Origin of the sequence: Streptomyces sp. NPDC052299 (assembly GCF_040679335.1) — a bacterium.
Classification (GTDB): domain Bacteria; phylum Actinomycetota; class Actinomycetes; order Streptomycetales; family Streptomycetaceae; genus Streptomyces.
On sequence record NZ_JBFAUP010000004.1, the window covers coordinates 103716 to 118432 of the forward strand.

The following is a 14717-nucleotide window of genomic DNA, read 5'->3' on the forward strand; positions in this document are numbered from 1 at the left end:
CCCGCGTTCGAGCGTGATCAATTCGCAATCGATTCCGGTCTTGACCGAGACCCATCAAGGAGTCGCGCGATTACGCTCCGAAGCATGTCCGACAGCGCACCCACCACCGGTAGCACTTCCCCGGCCCCCACCGACCTCACCGAGGACCGCCCCGTCTACGTCATCGGCGGCGGCCCGGGCGGACTGGCCGCGGCGGCGGCCCTGCGCGCGCGGGGCGTCCGGGCGGTCGTGCTGGAGAAGTCCGGGGCCGTCGGCGCCTCTTGGCGGGGCCACTACGACCGGCTGCACCTGCACACCACCCGCCGCTGGTCCGCGCTGCCCGGGCTGCCGATGCCGAGGAAGTTCGGCCGCTGGGTGGCCCGCGACAACGTCGTGCGGTACCTGGAGAAGTACGCGGAGCACCACGAGCTGGAAGTGATCACCGGCGTCGAGGTCTCCCGCGTCGACCGCGCGGCGGACGGCACCGGCTGGCGGCTGAGCGCGAGCGGGGGCCGCGAGCTGACCGGCCGCGCCGTCGTCGTCGCCACCGGCTTCAACCACACCCCTCGCCTGCCGGACTGGCCGGGCCGCGAGACGTTCACCGGGGAGCTGCTGCACGCCTCGGACTACCGCTCCCCGGCCCCGTACGCGGGCAAGGACGTCCTGGTCGTCGGCGTCGGCAACACGGGCGCGGAGATAGCCGTCGACCTCGTGGAGGGCGGCGCCGCACGCGTACGGCTCGCGGTCCGCACCGTCCCGCACATCGTGCGCCGCTCCACGGCGGGCTGGCCCGCGCAGGCGACCGGCATCCTGGTCCGCAGGCTGCCCGTCGCCCTGGTGGACCGGGCGGGCCGCCTGATGGCCCGCGCCGCCGTGCCGGACCTTTCGGAGCACGGGCTGCCCCGCCCCGACACGGGCCTGTACTCCCGCGTCAAGGAGGGCGCGATCCCGGTCCAGGACGTCGGCCTGATCGACGCGGTGAAGCGGGGCAGGGTCGAACCCGTGGCGGCCGTCGAGTCGTTCGACCGGGACGCGGTGGTCCTCGCGGACGGCACCCGGGTCACCCCGGAGGCCGTCATCGCCGCGACCGGCTACCACCGCGCCCTCGAACCCCTGGTCGGCCACCTCGGTGTCCTGGACGCCCGGGGCCGCCCGCTGGTTCATGGCCCCCGCACCCCCAAGCAGGCCCCCGGCCTCTACTTCACCGGCTTCACGAACCCCATCAGCGGCATGCTCCGCGAACTGGCCCGGGACGCGGAGCGGATCGCGAAGCGGATGGCCCGGGGGGCGCGGCGCTGACGGACCCCGCGCGCGCCGCACCGGACCATGACTTTCGGCAGTGCCGCCGCCGCTCCGGGGTGCGTACGGTCACGGGGTGGACAGAGCGATCGTCAGCGGCACGGTCCGGCGGGCCGCCGCCCCGGGAAACCTGCTGACCGTGGCGGCGGCGGCCTGCGTCGCGCTGAGCGCGGTCAGCCCGTGGTGGGCGCTGCCCGCCGCCGTGACCGCGTTCCTCGCCGGGCGGGTGCCGGGCAGGACCGGGCCGACCCTGCTCCTGCTCGTCGCGGTCGTCGCGGGCGGGGTCGTGGCCGTCGCCCTCGTGCCGTCCTGGGTGCTGATGGCGGGGCGGTTCGTCGCGGTCGTCGCGGTGGCCGGGATGCTGCCCTGGTGCGCGGGACGGTTCTGGTGGCAGTACCAGGAGCTCGTACGGGCGGGCTGGGAGCGGGCGGAACGGCTGGAGCGGGAGCAGCGGCTCGTCGCCGAGCAGGCCCGGGCGCGTGAACGGGCCCGGATCGCCCAGGACATGCACGACCTCATCGGCCACGACCTGAGCCTCATCGCCCTCTCGGCGGGCGCCCTCAAGCTGGCCCCCGGCCTGGACGGGGCGCACCGGCAGGCGGCCGGGGAGATCCGGGCCCGGGCGGCGGCCTCGGTCGAACGGCTCGGCGAGGTCATCGGCCTGCTCCGCGAGGACGGCGGCCGGGTGGACGAGGAGCCGCCGGGCCCACCCGGCACCGCCGTCCGCCGACTGGTCGCGGAGGCCGCCGCCACCGGCCTCCCGGTCACCCTGCGCACCGAGGGCGATCCGGCCGCGATGCCGCCGCAGACCGCGCGGGCCGCCCACCGCGTCGTCCAGGAGGCCCTGACCAACGCCGCCAAACACGCTCCCGGCGCCCGGGTGGACGTCCGGCTGACCCACGCGGCCGGAACGACGACCGTCCGGGTCGGCAACGGCCCCGCACCGGCCGGGCGGCAGGGCGCACCCGGCACCGGGCGGGGCCTGCCCGGCCTGGACGAGCGGGTGCGCCTGGCGGGCGGCACCCTCACCCACGGCCCGTACGAGGACGGCTTCGCGGTGACCGCGCACCTGCCGCACACCCCGCCCGCCCGGCCGCCGGCCGCCGCGCCCGAGCCCGGAGCCCTCCCCCCGGAGCACCGGCACGCGCGCGGGCGCGCCCGGCGCGCCCTGGCCCTCGCCGTCGTCCTGCCCCTGGCGGCGTGGGCCGGGCTGAGCGCGGCGCTCCTGGGCTGGGACATCCACTCGGCCCGGCAGTCCGTCCTGGACCCCGGCGACTTCGCCCGGCTCCGGGTGGGCCAGGACCGGGCTTCGGTCGAGCGGGGGCTGCCCGCGCGCGAGACCACCCAGCGGCCGGTGGCCGGTGAGCCGCGCGGTCCGGGCATCAGCTGCGTCTACTACGCGATGACGGCGGACCGTTTCGACGACCGTTCCGGGGACGCCTACCGGCTGTGCTTCCGGGACGGCAGGCTGATGTCCAAGGAAGCGCTCAGCCCGGGCTCGGGATGAGCATGACGGAGGGACCACCCATGATCCGCGTCCTGGTCGCCGACGACGAACCGATGATCCGGGCGGGCGTGCGGGCCGTCCTCACCACCGACCCGGGCATCGAGGTCGTCGCGGAGGCGCCCGACGGGCACGAGGCGGTGGAGCAGGTGCGGCTCCACCGCCCGGACGTGGCCGTGCTCGACATCCGGATGCCCGGCACCGACGGCATCGAGGCGGCCGCCGAGATCCGGCGCGCCGTGCCGGGGACGGGCGTCGTGATGCTGACGACCTTCGGCGAGGACGACTACATCCTGCGGGCGCTCGGGGGCGGCGCCGCCGGTTTCCTGATCAAGTCCGGCGAACCGGAGGAGCTGATCGCCGGGGTCCGCGCGGTCGCGGACGGCGCCGCCTACCTCTCACCGAAGGTCGCGGCCCGGGTCGTCGCCCACCTCGCGGCGACCGGTGCCGGCGCGCTGGCCGGCCGCCGCACCGCCGCCCGGGAACGGGTCGGCGCGCTCACCGCCCGGGAACGCGATGTGCTGGCCCTCCTGGGCGCCGGGCTGTCCAACCGCCGGATCGCGCACCGGCTCCACGTGGTCGAGGGCACGGTGAAGGCGCACGTCAGCTCGGTCCTGGCCCGGCTCGGCGTGGAGAACCGGGCCGCGGCGGCGGTGGTCGCCCACGAGGCGGGCCTCGTCCCGGGCGGCGGACCGGTCCGGGACACGCCCGAGGAGCGCTGACACCGCCGTCCCGGCCAGGGGCAGCAGGGCGAGCAGCAGGGCGGCGACGACCGCCCCGCCGAGGACCGCCCCGGCCAGCACGTCGTGCGGGTAGTGCGCGCCGACCAGGACGCGTGACACGGCCGCCACGCCGGCCACGGGCAGGGCGACAGCGGCGAGCCGCGGCCGGAGCAGCGCCACGCCCACCGCGAGACCGGCGGCGAGGGTGGCGTGGTTGCTGGGGAAGGACCAGTCGCCGGGCGCCGGGCACTCGGCGATCCCCGCCGCGCCGCGGAGCAGGACCCGGCAGGGGCGCTCCTCGTCCACGACGAGCTTCAGGGCCTCGCTGGCCGCGTACGCGAGAACGGTGCCCACGCCGGTGAGCAGCGCTCCGGCGACGGTGCGGTGATCCGCCCTGCGCACGGCGCTCCAGCAGACCCAGGCCAGCAGGAGCCCGAGCGCCACGAGCGTCCCGTCGCACACGGCCTCCAGCAACGACCCGGCCCAGGAGGGCGCGCCGTCCAGCGCGTCGGCCACGGACCGGTAGGCGTCCGCCGAGACCCCGTCCGTCACCTCCACGGCCCGTTCCGCCCCCAGCCCGCCGGGCGCGAGGCCCACGACGGCGGACCCTCCTGCCACCAGGACGGCGCAGGCGAGCCAGGGCCGTGCGCCGGGGGTGCTGCTGCTTGCGGTGTCTCGTCCTCTGCGTCTCATGGGCCAGAACGTACGGGCGGGGCCCGCCCGGGACCCGGGTCCAACGGCAGCCGGGACCCCTGACGAAGGTAAGGGCGGATGCGGACGGCTCAGCGGGTGAGGGTGTAGACCCCGGGAGCGTCCAGGTCGCCGTACAGGCGGACCAGCTTCGGGTGCTCCGGCGTCCCGCTGATCAGCCAGCCGGAGTCGACGTACGCGTCGATGTCGTCGAAGCCGCAGCGCTCGATGCTCACGTTCACGCGCTGGTCCCAGGTCGTGGCGTCCCCGGGGTCGTACACCCAGGCACCCGGCCCCGTGCAGCGGTACTTCGCGCGGTCGGCGTCCGCTCGGTCCTCGTACGCGGACTCGTGGTCCGTCAGGCCCACGGCGCGGGCCGTGCCGTCGGCGGCCAGCCGTAGCGTGCCGCCGCGGCCGTCGCTCCAGGTCCCGGCGAGCTGCGCCGCGTTCACCCTCGGCGGGCTGTACTCGGTGAGCAGCCCGGTCCCGTACGCGATCCCGCCGACGCCGAAGACGGCCACCGCCGCCAGCCCGCCGTACCCCAGGATGCGCCGGAGCCGGAGCCCGTGCAGCGCGGCGGCGCGCGCGCAGAGGGCGGCGCCGGTGAGCAGCAGGTGCGCCACCAGCCCGTCGAGGGCCTGCTCGCCCGGGCCCGGCTGCCGGGCGAGCCCGTCGACGGCGGTGAGCGCGGCCGCCGGCAGCAGGGCGGCCACGGGCACCCACCACCAGGCGTCCCGCCCGGACACTGCGCCGCTCACCCGGCGGGCCGCCCACACGACGGGCAGCACCACGAGGAGGTTGCCCACCAGGGCGAACGGAATCCCGAAGCAGGACAGGAACGGCCAGACGAGCAGCATCCTCCCGACCCCGTCCGGCGGAACAGGTGTCTCGGTGGCCATCTCGGCGAAGCCGTACGCCTCGTAGACGAGCGCCGTTCCCACGAACAGGGCGGCCGCCCCGCCGAGGACCGGACGTGCCGACCACACGGGCGGCGGCCCGTCCGGTACCTCGGGCGGCCGCCGGTCCCCCCACGGTCTCCGCGTGTCCCACCCCGTGTTCTCCGGCATGCGAGCCCCCTCCCACCCGCATTCTGGCCCTACGCCACCAAGCGCACCTCCGCCGCCCCCCGCCGGATCACCAGCACCATCAGGGCCGCCACCGCGCACAGCGCCCCCGCCGCGTACCAGACCACGTCGTACGTGCCGAAGACGTCACGCGCCACCCCGCCCAGGAACGCGACCAGGGCCGCACCCACCTGGTGGGACGCCAGCACCCAGCCGAAGACGATCGCGCTGTCCTCGCCGTACTGCTCGCGGCACAGGGCGAGGGTCGGCGGGACCGTGGCGACCCAGTCCAGGCCGTAGAAGACGATGAAGAAGACCATCGGCGGCTCCACCGTGGGCTGCATCAGGAGCGGCAGGAACAGCAGCGAGATCCCGCGCAGCGCGTAGTACACCGCCAGCAGGCGGCGCGCGTCGAAGCGGTCGGTGAGCCAGCCGGAGAACACCGTGCCGACGATGTCGAAGATCCCGATCACCGCGAGGAGCGACGCGGCGGCGGTGATCGGCATGTGGTGGTCGTGCGCCGAGGGCACGAAGTGCGTACGGATCAGGCCGTTCGTGGAGGCACCGCAGATCGCGAAGGACCCGGCCAGCAGCCAGAACGGGCCCGTGCGCGCCGCCTCGAAGAGCACGCGGACGGCCCGGCCCGCCGCCCCGCGCGCGGGCTCCGGCTTCTCGGTGTACTCCCCGCCGTACGGGGCGAGCCCCACGTCGGCCGGGTGGTCGCGCATCAGGAGCCACACGAACGGGACGACGACCAGGGCCGCCAGCGCCACGGTCACCGACGCCGGGCGCCAGCCGTGCCGGTCCACGATCCACGCGCAGAGCGGCAGGAAGACCAGCTGGCCGGAGGCCCCGGCGGCGGTGAGGACACCGGTCACCAGACCGCGCCGGGCGGTGAACCAGCGGTTGGTGACCGTCGCGGAGAACGCCAGCGCCATCGAGCCCGTGCCGAGCCCCACGAGGAGGCCCCAGTAGAGCATCAGCTGCCAGGCCGCCGTCATCCACACGCTCGCCAGCGCCCCGGCCGCGACCGTGCTCAGCGCCACGGCCACCACCCGGCGGATGCCGAACCGGTCCATCAGCGCGGCGGCGAACGGCGCGGTGAGCCCGTACAGCGCCATGTCGATGGAGACGGCCAGCCCGATCTGCCCGCGTGACCAGCCGAACTCGTCCTGGAGCGGGTCGAAGAGCAGACCGGGCAGGGAGTTGAAGGCGGCCCCGCCGATGATCGTCACGAAGGTGACGGCGGCGACGATCCAGGCGCGGTGGACACGCCACCGGCCGGGCTTCCCGGGGGCGTTCGGCACGGGGGCGACGGGAGCGGCGCTCTCGGTTGTCGGATTCACCCGCTCAGCATCCGGGCGCGGGCCCGCCCCCACGAGTGGCCCGAAGGCCATGGTTCGCAAGGATCGGGCCACCACGCACACGCGTACGATCTGGCGTACGCCGCTCCGTCCGATTCCCGGGGGAATTCCATGCAGTGGGCCGAACGCCAGCGCTTCAACCACGGGTCGTCGCTGATGCAGGGCTGGGGTGCCCTGCTGCTCCTCATCGCCTGCGCGCTGTGGGTCTGGGTCGGCTTCCTGATCCGGGACACCGAGGACACGTTGTACTGCTTCCGCGCCTCGTCCATTTGCGAGATGGACACCACCATGCCCAAGCAGTTGACCCTGCTCGGCATCTCGGCACCGCTCTCGGTGGCCGGTACGGGGCTGCTCGTCGCCGGACGTGTGCGCCGGCAGACCAGCGCACACGTCCTGAGAGTCATCGAGATGCAGCAGTCCGAGGAGCGGGCGCGCAACAAGTAGCGCCCCGCCCCGCCTCAGCCGATCCGCTCCAGGCGGCGGATCGGGCGGGCCGCGAGCAGCACTCCCACCGCCGCGACGTTGACCACCGCTCCCGCGAACAGCACCTCCGGCGCGCCGAGTTCGTCCGCGAGCGGGCCCGCCAGCGCCCGGCCCGCCGCCACCATCAGCAGCGATCCGGCCACGTCGTACGCGTGCAGCCGGTTCAGGGACTCGGGCGGCACGTGGGTCTGGACGGTGGTCGACCACATCACCAGCCAGAACGCGGAGGCCGCGCCCGCCACGAACTGGCCCGCGCCCAGGGCCGGTACGGAGAGCCCGAGGCCCAGCACGACGAGGTTCGCGCAGACGCCGGTGAGCGCGACGGCGCCCGCCGCGAGGGGGCGCCGGGGGCGCAGCCGCAGGGCGAGCAGGCCGCCGACGACGCTGCCCGCGCCGTTCACCGCCATCATCGCGCCGTACGTCCCCGAGCCGTGCGCCTCGGTGACGCGGACGGCGGTGAGCGGGAGCATCGGGCCGAGCACGGCGAAGCCGTACACCGTCCAGACCGCGATCACCCCCCAGAGCCAGCTGCGCGCGGTGAACTCGCGCCAGCCGTCCACCAGTTCGGCAATGAACGAGCCGCGCGGCGCCTCGTCCGAGGGGGCCGGGGCCAGCCGGAGCAGGAAGAGGCACGCCCCGGAGACCAGGAAGGTCGAGGCGTTGGCGGCGTAGACCGCGCCCGCGCTCGCCAGGCCGACGAGGACGCCCGCGAAGGCGGGGCCCGCCATGGTCATCAGCGCCTCGGAGACGCGGAGCACGGCGTTGGCGCGCTGCACGTCCGGGGCGACACGCGGCACGGTGGAGGCGACGCCCGGCTGGAACAGGGCCGCGCCGACACCGGCCACCGAGCTCAGCGCGTACACCGCCCAGAGCGGCGGGTTGCCGGTCGCGAAGGACACGGCGAGCACGGAGGCACCGACGAGCCGCAGCGCGTCGGCGATGATCATCATGCGGCGCGGCGTGAACCGGTCCGCGAGGACCCCGCCGAAGAGCACGAACACGGCGAGCGGGCCCATCCAGCAGGCCAGCGCGTAACCGACCGAGGAGGCCGGGCGGCCCGCGCCGAGAAGCCCCGCGGTGAGGGCGACGGGGATCATGCCGTCACCGAACACGGCGGCGGTGCGGGCGACGAAGAACAGCCTGAAGTTACGGTTCCAGAGCTGCCTGCCGGGCTCCTCGAACAGGGGCGGCAGGGGTGGGAGAGGGGACGGGCCACCGAGGGCGGCCTGGGGGTCCGTGGCGGGAATGCGCACGGAGTCTGCTGACTTTTCCTTCACACCGATGACATGTATCAGCTTATGGTCTATACCAGCTAGGGGCTTTTCTCGGGCCCCGGCCGGCCGAAGGGAGTCCGCTGTGCCGCACCGGGTCGTCGTTCTCGCCCTCGACGGGCTGCTCCCCTTCGAACTGGGCATCCCCCAGCGGATTTTCGGGCTCGCACGCCCCGTGGAGCAGCCGGACCGGGCGCGGAAGCTGTACGACGTCGTGACGTGCTCGGTCCGGCCGCCGGGACCGGTCCACACCGACGCGGACTTCTCGATCATGGTCGGGCACGGACCCGAGGCCCTCGCCACGGCCGACACGGTCGTCGTCCCGGCCAGTTACGAGATGGGGCCCGTGTACGACGAGGGGCGGCTGACCGACGAACTGGCCGCCGCGCTCGCGTACATCCGGCCGGGCACCCGCATGGTGTCCATCTGCACCGGCAGTTACGTCCTGGCCGCCGCGGGCCGTCTCGACGGGCGCCCCGCCACCACGCACTGGGCCCACGCCGACCACTTCCAGCGGCTCTTCCCGGCCGTCCGGGTCGATCCGGACGTCCTGTTCATCGACGACGGCGACGTGCTGACCTCCGCCGGGGTCGCCGCCGGGATCGACCTCTGCCTGCACCTGGTGCGGCGCGACCACGGGGCCGCCGTCGCCAACGACGTCGCCCGGCGCACGGTCGTGCCGCCGCACCGGGACGGGGGCCAGGCGCAGTACATCCAGCGACCTGTGCCGGACAACCGGTTCGCGATGACGACGAACGCGCGGGCCTGGGCGCTGGCCCGGCTGGAACGGCCGATCCTGCTGCGGGACATGGCCCAGCAGGAGTCGATGAGCGTACGGACGTTCACCCGGCGGTTCCGCGAGGAGGTCGGCGTCAGCCCCGTGCAGTGGCTGACCCAGCAGCGCGTGGAGCTGGCGCGCCGGCTCCTGGAGTCCACGGACCTGTCCATCGACCAGGTCGCCCGGGACGCGGGCTTCGGCACCTCCACCTCGCTGCGGCAGCACCTCCAGGCGGCGCTGGGCGTCTCGCCGACGGTCTACCGCCGCACGTTCCGCGCGACGGCGGGGAAGAGCGCCTAGGGAACCGCGGGCTCGGCGCCGTGCGCGCCCGGCTGGAGCCGGCCCTGGATCAGCGGGACGCTGCGGTCCACCTCGCACCAGATCCGCTTGCCCGCGCCCTCCGGCTGCCAGCCCCAGCGGTCGGCGAGGCCGTCGACCAGCTCCAGGCCCCGTCCGCCGGTGTCCTCACCGCGCGCGTGCCGCTGCTGCGGCGGCCGGCAGCTGGCGTCCGCCACCTCGACGCGCACGGTCCCGGCGCCGCCCGGGGCGCCCTCCGGGCCGAAGAGCATGCGCAGCACGGCCGGACAGCCGGTGTGCACGACCGCGTTCGTGACCAGCTCCGAGATGAGCAGGATGAGGGTCTCGGCCAGCGGCTCGTCGTCTCCGACGCCGGAACCGGCGAGCCGTGAGCGCGCCCATCTGCGGGCCCGTCCGACCTCCGCGGGGTCGGGCCCGACCTCCAACTGAACCTGAAGCACCTGCACCGCTCACACCATCCGAACCGGCGGACACATCGCCTCGCGCCTCCATGGGGTCACGGAACGTGATTCCCCTGCACGACAGCATGGTTGACGTACAGTCACCGCAACAAGCGCTTCGGGCATATTCCAGCGCGAAGGAGTACGCGTAGTGCATACTGTGCGACGCACATTGCGGAGAGTCGAACAGCACCTCACCCGGACCCGACGCGCCCCGCAGGCCGCGTCCGGACCGTCAGGTTCCGGAACCACTCGCATCCCTCGGAGGGTACCCGAGCGGGGCACCGACTCCACGCCGTGACGAATCACGCGAAGGACACGAGCCGGTATCGGTGACCGACGGTCGCGCTGCGTCACCCCCGGGGGCCGGGTGGCCCCCGGGGCACGACCCGCTAGTCCGGTTCGATGACCGTCACGTACGAGGCCAGCGCGGCCACCGCGTCCTCCTCGACGACCCCGCCGTCCCGGTCCGTGTCCAGGCTCTGCGCGGCGAACGCCGCCGCGTCCGGGCTCGCGCCGAGGACCCTCAGGGCCCGCTCCACGGCCGGCACCGGTGCCCTGTCGCCGCCGGTCGGTCCCGCCGCGACCGCGAGCGCCGCCCGCAGGAACGGGCGCGCGATCTCCGCGAACCGCTCGGGGTTGTCGCGCAGCCGCTTCACCGCCCCGCCCACGAACTCCTCACGGGTGACCCGCTGGTCCCCGTCCACGTCGGCGATGCCCGCCATGCCCTGCCAGAACGCCTCGGCGCCGTTGTAGAGCGCCTGGCCCTTGTCGCAGCGGGCCGTCGTACCGAACTCGGTGAGCAGACGGGCCGCGGCGGCGTTGAAATCCGCGCGATCGATGTATCCGTTGCCGTCCTGGTCGAAGGCGGCGAAGCGGAAGGCGATCTTGCGCTCATACTCTGCGCTGTCCATGCGGGGAGCGTACGACGCCTTCCGCCGTCACGTGTCACTTACGGGACTCAGCCCCGTGACAGCTCCGCACGGGCCGGTGCGCCGACGGCCGTTTCAGGCCGTCAGGGGCTCGGCCTTCTCGTCCACGGCCGCGTCCCAGTCCGGGAAGACATCGAACAAGCGGCGCACGCCGAGGGCGGCGAGCACGCGGTTGACGTGGGAGCCCTCCTCGGCGCCGCGGGCGGGCAGGATCAGGCGCAGCCGCCCCCCGCAGGACCGCATCAGGCGGCGCAGGGCGATGAGCACCCCGACCCCGCTCGAATCGCAGAACTGGACCCCGGACAGGTCGAGCACCACGTCGTGGCGGCCCACGGCCACCACCTCGTGGACGGACTGGCGGACGGTGGCCGAAGTGAGCAGGTCCAGTTCGCCGCCTATGTGCAGCACGGTCCATCCGCCCCGCTCGGTCTCCGAGACTTTCAGGGTCACGCGACTGGGCCTCTCGTTCCGGGGATTCCGGGGCAGCCCGGTGATCCGGAAGTTTGCGTTCCTCCCTGGCGGCTGCCCCCGTACGTCCCTCGCGAAACACCCGTCTCGCAAAGACGGCGTGTTCCCAGGACGTACTTGTCGTAAAGGGGCGTGCTTCCGGGGAGGTGGGGACTACATTCGGACAGGACGAGTGGGACAGGGACGCACAGGTCCGACGGCAGAGGGCTGGGGGGCAGATGGCCGAAAACGCACCACCCCGCTGGGACCGCAGGATGCAGCAGCGGCTGTCGCGCGGCGAGGCCGCCGCCCTCGGCGAGATGTACGACCGGTTCGCCGTCCTCGTCCACAGCCAGGCCAATCGGATGCTGGACGACGAGGACGCCGCCGACGCGGTCACCCGCGAGGTCTTCGGCTACGTCTGGGAGAACCCGGACATGTACGACCCGAAGCAGGGCTCCATGCGGGCCTGGCTGGCCTTCCTCACGCACCGCGAGTCCGTGCGGCGGCTGCGCGACGCCGCGTACGCCGAGGAGAGCGGGGAGCCCGGCGGTCCGGACGCCCTGGACGAGCGGGTCCGCCGGGCCACCGCCGCGGCCCGGGCCGACTACATCGTCACCTCCATGCCGGCGCCGCTGCGTGCCGCCCTGGAGCTGGCGTACGTACAGCGCCGCGACTACCGGCAGGCCGCGGCGGACCTCGGCGTCACGGAGGACGAGGCGCGCAGGCGGCTGCGGCTCGGGCTCCAGCTGCTGTCCACCGCCCGGACCCGGCCGGTGGAGGGCGCCCCGCCGCCCGGATACGGGAGGGCGCTGTGAGCGGCGGCGCGGGCGGCGACCGGGACGAGGAGGGCCGCGACGAGGTGCGCGGGGCCCGGCGCATACCGGGGCCCCGGCCCGCCGCGGACGACTTCGGGGACCTGGGGCGGGTGCCGCCGCCCGGGGCCCCGCCCGCCCCGGTCCTCCCGCACCGCGTGCTTCAGGCACTCCTGGGGGCCTGGGCGCTCTCCGCGTGCTCCGCCGAGGAGACCGCGGCCGTCGAGGCGCACCTGGCCGGGTGCGAGCCCTGTGCCGACGAGGCGCTGCGGCTGCGCGACGCGGTCGGGCTGCTGCACACCGACCGGAGCCTGGACCTCGATCCGCTGCTGCGGTCCCGGGTGCTGGAGAGCTGCCTGAGCCGGCGCCCCGCGAAGGTCCCGGTGCCGGACTGGGCCGCCCCGTACGACGCCGAGACGGCGCGGCTCGACGCGCTGCTGCGGGACATCGGCGCCGCCGAGTGGCACGCCCCGGTGCGGCTGAAGTGGTTCGAGGGCGAGCGGCAGACGGGCCGCCGGACCACCGTCGCCGGGGTGATCGGGCACCTGATGAGCGTGGACGGCCTGGTGGGCGCGGCCCTCGGCCTGGACGACCCGCTTCCCGACGCCCCGCTCACGCCGACCGCCCGCACCGAGGCGTACTGGTCGTCCGCCCGGCGCCCGCTCACCCGCACGGTGCGTGAGCCGTGGCGCGAGCAGAGCCACACGCTGATCAGGACCGTGTCGTTCGCGCGGCGCGGGTCCTCGGAGCTGTCCGTGCCGTACGGGGACTTCTCGCTGCCGTTGCAGGACGCGATGCTCGACCGGGCCTTCGAGTGCTGGGTGCACGGCCGGGACATCGCGAAGGCCGTGGACTATCCGTACGAGCCGCCGTCCGCCGGGCATCTGCACCGGATGATCGACCTCGCGGTCCGGCTGCTGCCGGGGGCGCTGGCGGTGCGGCGCCGGGCGGGGCTCGCGGGGCCGGCCGGGCGGCTGGTGTCGGCCGGGTCCCCGGGACGCTCGCTGCACCTGGAGATCGAGGGCTCGGGCGGCGGCCACTGGTACATCTCGCTGGACTCCCCCGCCGCCGTCGGGTCCGCCGAGCACACGGTGGCGCAGGTGGCGCTGGACGGCGTGGAGTTCTGCCGGCTGGTGGCGGGGCACGTGCCGCCGGTCGAGGCGGCGGCCGGGCAGCGCGGGGACCGCGAGGCGATCAGCGACGTGCTGTCCGCGGCCGCCTCGCTCAGCCGCCTGTAGCCCCGCCCGGGGAGCCCGTCAGTCGAAGACGACCGTGCGGCGGCCGTTGAGCAGGATGCGGCGTTCCGCGTGCCACTTCACCGCGCGGGCCAGCGCCTGGCACTCGACGTCGCGGCCGATGGCGACGAGCTGGTCGGGGGTGACGCCGTGGCCGACGCGCTCGACCTCCTGCTCGATGATCGGGCCCTCGTCCAGGTCGGCGGTGACGTAGTGGGCGGTGGCGCCGATGAGCTTCACACCGCGCGCGTGTGCCTGGTGGTAGGGCTTGGCGCCCTTGAAGCTCGGCAGGAAGGAGTGGTGGATGTTGATGATCCGGCCGCTGAGCTGCTTGCACAGGTCGTCCGAGAGGACCTGCATGTAGCGGGCCAGGACGACCAGCTCGACGTTCTCCTCGCGGACCAGGTCCAGCAGTTCCGCCTCGGCCTGCGGCTTGTTGTCGCGGGTCACCGGGATGTGCCGGAAGGGCACGTCGTAGGAGGCGACGAGCTCGGCGAAGTCCGGGTGGTTGGAGACGACGGCGGCGATCTCGACCGGCAGGGCGCCGATCCGGGACCGGAAGAGCAGGTCGTTGAGGCAGTGGCCGAACTTGCTGACCATGAGCACGATCCGCATGCGCTCCGAGGCGCGGTGGATCTGCCAGTCCATGGCGAAGGAGTCACCGATCGCGGCGAAGCTGGCCCGCAGCTTGTCGACGGTGACCGGGGTGCCCGCCGAGAAGTGGACGCGCATGAAGAACAGACCGGTGTCGTGGTCCCCGAACTGCTGGCTGTCCTCGATGTTGCAGCCGGTCATGAAGAGGTAACTCGACACGGCGTGCACGATGCCCTGTTTGTCGGGGCAGGACAGCGTGAGGACGTACTGGTCGGGGGCAGGCTGCGGCGCGGTCATCCCTGTAGCGTGCCACAACCTCGCGGCGTCAGGCGGACCTGGTCAGAATGCGGAGGACGTCCAGGGAGCGCGGCGGGGCGTCGGGGTCCTCGCCGTCGTTGGCGGCGAGCAGCACGTGCGCCTCGCGGGCGGCGGCGACGGCCTCCGGCCAGCCGGGGTGCTCCAGGTAGACGGAGACGGGGGCGTCCGCTCCGACCTGGTGCAGGATGCGCAGCACCCGGAGCACGGCGGCGTCCACCAGGGCGGCCTCGGTGGCGTCCCGGAATATCGTGCCGACGTACTTCTCGGCGGACCAGTTGTCGAGCCAGGTGTCCTCGACCAGGCGGTACACGGCGTCGGTGACGTCGCCGTACCCCTCCCGGCCGGCCAGCCAGCAGTCGCGGTGGAAGACGGGGTCGGAGAGCATGTGCAGCGCCGAGCGCACGTTGCTGCGCCAGCGCCACCACGGAAGGTCGTTGAGCGGCATGCCGCCCATGGTGGAGGAG

At 74.4% G+C, this 14717-nt stretch carries 15 protein-coding genes and 1 pseudogene; 7 read left to right on the forward strand and 9 right to left on the reverse strand.

Annotation, left to right across the window (positions count from 1 at the left end; translation table 11 throughout):
* Window positions 1-84 precede the first annotated feature (84 nt).
* From AB0L33_RS08270 to AB0L33_RS08280, 3 genes are all read left to right on the forward strand, one after another.
* Window positions 85-1278 (forward strand): NAD(P)/FAD-dependent oxidoreductase, encoded by a 1194-nt coding sequence (locus tag AB0L33_RS08270; protein ID WP_365678852.1) that lies wholly within the window; start codon window positions 85-87, stop codon window positions 1276-1278.
* Window positions 1279-1354: 76 nt separating this feature from the next.
* Entirely contained in the window at window positions 1355-2785 is a 1431-nt protein-coding gene (locus tag AB0L33_RS08275) for a histidine kinase (RefSeq protein ID WP_365678853.1), read from the forward strand.
* A gap of 2 nt (window positions 2786-2787) precedes the next feature.
* Window positions 2788-3504: a response regulator transcription factor gene (locus AB0L33_RS08280; protein ID WP_365678855.1), complete on the forward strand. Its 717-nt coding sequence runs from the start codon at window positions 2788-2790 to the stop codon at window positions 3502-3504.
* A 93-nt stretch (window positions 3505-3597) separates the two neighbouring features.
* On the opposite strand, the pseudogene AB0L33_RS08285 reads toward AB0L33_RS08280, so the two are convergent.
* The 3 genes and pseudogenes from AB0L33_RS08285 to AB0L33_RS08295 form a co-directional block, all read right to left on the reverse strand.
* A pseudogene (locus AB0L33_RS08285) lies at window positions 3598-4197 on the reverse strand (phosphatase PAP2 family protein); the annotation flags it as partial.
* 89 nt (window positions 4198-4286) lie between these two features.
* A complete protein-coding gene (locus tag AB0L33_RS08290) occupies window positions 4287-5261 on the reverse strand; it encodes a hypothetical protein (RefSeq protein ID WP_365678857.1) in 975 nt (324 codons plus the stop codon).
* A 29-nt stretch (window positions 5262-5290) separates the two neighbouring features.
* On the reverse strand, window positions 5291-6604 hold the full coding sequence (locus AB0L33_RS08295; RefSeq protein ID WP_365678859.1) for an MFS transporter: 1314 nt from the start codon (window positions 6602-6604) through the stop codon (window positions 5291-5293).
* Window positions 6605-6733: 129 nt separating this feature from the next.
* On the opposite strand from AB0L33_RS08295, the gene AB0L33_RS08300 reads away from it, so the two are divergent.
* The gene (locus AB0L33_RS08300; RefSeq protein WP_365678861.1) at window positions 6734-7066 is read left to right on the forward strand and encodes a hypothetical protein; all 333 of its coding nucleotides are present in this window, start codon (window positions 6734-6736) and stop codon (window positions 7064-7066) included.
* 14 nt (window positions 7067-7080) lie between these two features.
* On the opposite strand, the gene AB0L33_RS08305 is transcribed toward AB0L33_RS08300, so the two are convergent.
* Window positions 7081-8358, reverse strand: coding sequence for an MFS transporter (locus AB0L33_RS08305; RefSeq protein ID WP_365678863.1), 1278 nt, complete (start codon window positions 8356-8358; stop codon window positions 7081-7083).
* Window positions 8359-8461: 103 nt separating this feature from the next.
* On the opposite strand from AB0L33_RS08305, the gene AB0L33_RS08310 reads away from it, so the two are divergent.
* Window positions 8462-9454 (forward strand): helix-turn-helix domain-containing protein, encoded by a 993-nt coding sequence (locus AB0L33_RS08310; RefSeq protein WP_365678865.1) that lies wholly within the window; start codon window positions 8462-8464, stop codon window positions 9452-9454.
* Here AB0L33_RS08310 and AB0L33_RS08315 read toward each other — a convergent pair.
* From AB0L33_RS08315 to AB0L33_RS08325, 3 genes are all read right to left on the reverse strand, one after another.
* Window positions 9451-9918, reverse strand: coding sequence for an ATP-binding protein (locus AB0L33_RS08315; protein WP_365678866.1), 468 nt, complete (start codon window positions 9916-9918; stop codon window positions 9451-9453). The two genes, AB0L33_RS08310 and AB0L33_RS08315, sit on opposite strands and share 4 nt — an antisense overlap.
* 386 nt (window positions 9919-10304) lie before the next feature.
* Window positions 10305-10826 carry an EF-hand domain-containing protein gene (locus tag AB0L33_RS08320; RefSeq protein WP_365678868.1) on the reverse strand — a complete coding sequence of 174 codons (522 nt, stop codon included), beginning with the start codon at window positions 10824-10826 and terminating at the stop codon, window positions 10305-10307.
* A gap of 93 nt (window positions 10827-10919) precedes the next feature.
* On the reverse strand, window positions 10920-11294 hold the full coding sequence (locus AB0L33_RS08325; protein WP_365678870.1) for an STAS domain-containing protein: 375 nt from the start codon (window positions 11292-11294) through the stop codon (window positions 10920-10922).
* A gap of 236 nt (window positions 11295-11530) precedes the next feature.
* On the opposite strand from AB0L33_RS08325, the gene AB0L33_RS08330 reads away from it, so the two are divergent.
* Both AB0L33_RS08330 and AB0L33_RS08335 read left to right on the forward strand, forming a co-directional pair.
* Window positions 11531-12109, forward strand: coding sequence for a sigma-70 family RNA polymerase sigma factor (locus AB0L33_RS08330; protein WP_365678872.1), 579 nt, complete (start codon window positions 11531-11533; stop codon window positions 12107-12109).
* Window positions 12106-13344, forward strand: a complete 1239-nt coding sequence (locus tag AB0L33_RS08335) for a zf-HC2 domain-containing protein (protein WP_365678874.1) — start codon at window positions 12106-12108, stop codon at window positions 13342-13344. The genes AB0L33_RS08330 and AB0L33_RS08335 overlap by 4 nt, the downstream gene beginning before the upstream one ends.
* 18 nt (window positions 13345-13362) lie before the next feature.
* Here AB0L33_RS08335 and purU read toward each other — a convergent pair whose 3' ends face one another.
* Both purU and AB0L33_RS08345 read right to left on the reverse strand, forming a co-directional pair.
* Window positions 13363-14232, reverse strand: coding sequence for a formyltetrahydrofolate deformylase (gene purU / locus AB0L33_RS08340; protein WP_073964587.1), 870 nt, complete (start codon window positions 14230-14232; stop codon window positions 13363-13365).
* Between the two features lie 28 nt (window positions 14233-14260).
* Entirely contained in the window at window positions 14261-14698 is a 438-nt protein-coding gene (locus AB0L33_RS08345) for a hypothetical protein (protein ID WP_365678876.1), read from the reverse strand.
* Window positions 14699-14717 lie beyond the last annotated feature (19 nt).

Excerpts from the sequence above, each read along its gene's own strand:
- AB0L33_RS08330 (WP_365678872.1), top strand. The coding sequence starts at position 11,531 with ATGGCCGAAAACGCACCACCCCGCTGGGACCGCAGGATGCAGCAGCGG.
- AB0L33_RS08300 (WP_365678861.1), top strand. The coding sequence starts at position 6,734 with ATGCAGTGGGCCGAACGCCAGCGCTTCAACCACGGGTCGTCGCTGATG.
- purU (WP_073964587.1), bottom strand. The coding sequence starts at position 14,232 with ATGACCGCGCCGCAGCCTGCCCCCGACCAGTACGTCCTCACGCTGTCC.
- AB0L33_RS08290 (WP_365678857.1), bottom strand. The coding sequence starts at position 5,261 with ATGCCGGAGAACACGGGGTGGGACACGCGGAGACCGTGGGGGGACCGG.
- AB0L33_RS08345 (WP_365678876.1), bottom strand. The coding sequence starts at position 14,698 with ATGCCGCTCAACGACCTTCCGTGGTGGCGCTGGCGCAGCAACGTGCGC.
- AB0L33_RS08280 (WP_365678855.1), top strand. The coding sequence starts at position 2,788 with ATGACGGAGGGACCACCCATGATCCGCGTCCTGGTCGCCGACGACGAA.
- AB0L33_RS08320 (WP_365678868.1), bottom strand. The coding sequence starts at position 10,826 with ATGGACAGCGCAGAGTATGAGCGCAAGATCGCCTTCCGCTTCGCCGCC.
- AB0L33_RS08270 (WP_365678852.1), top strand. The coding sequence starts at position 85 with ATGTCCGACAGCGCACCCACCACCGGTAGCACTTCCCCGGCCCCCACC.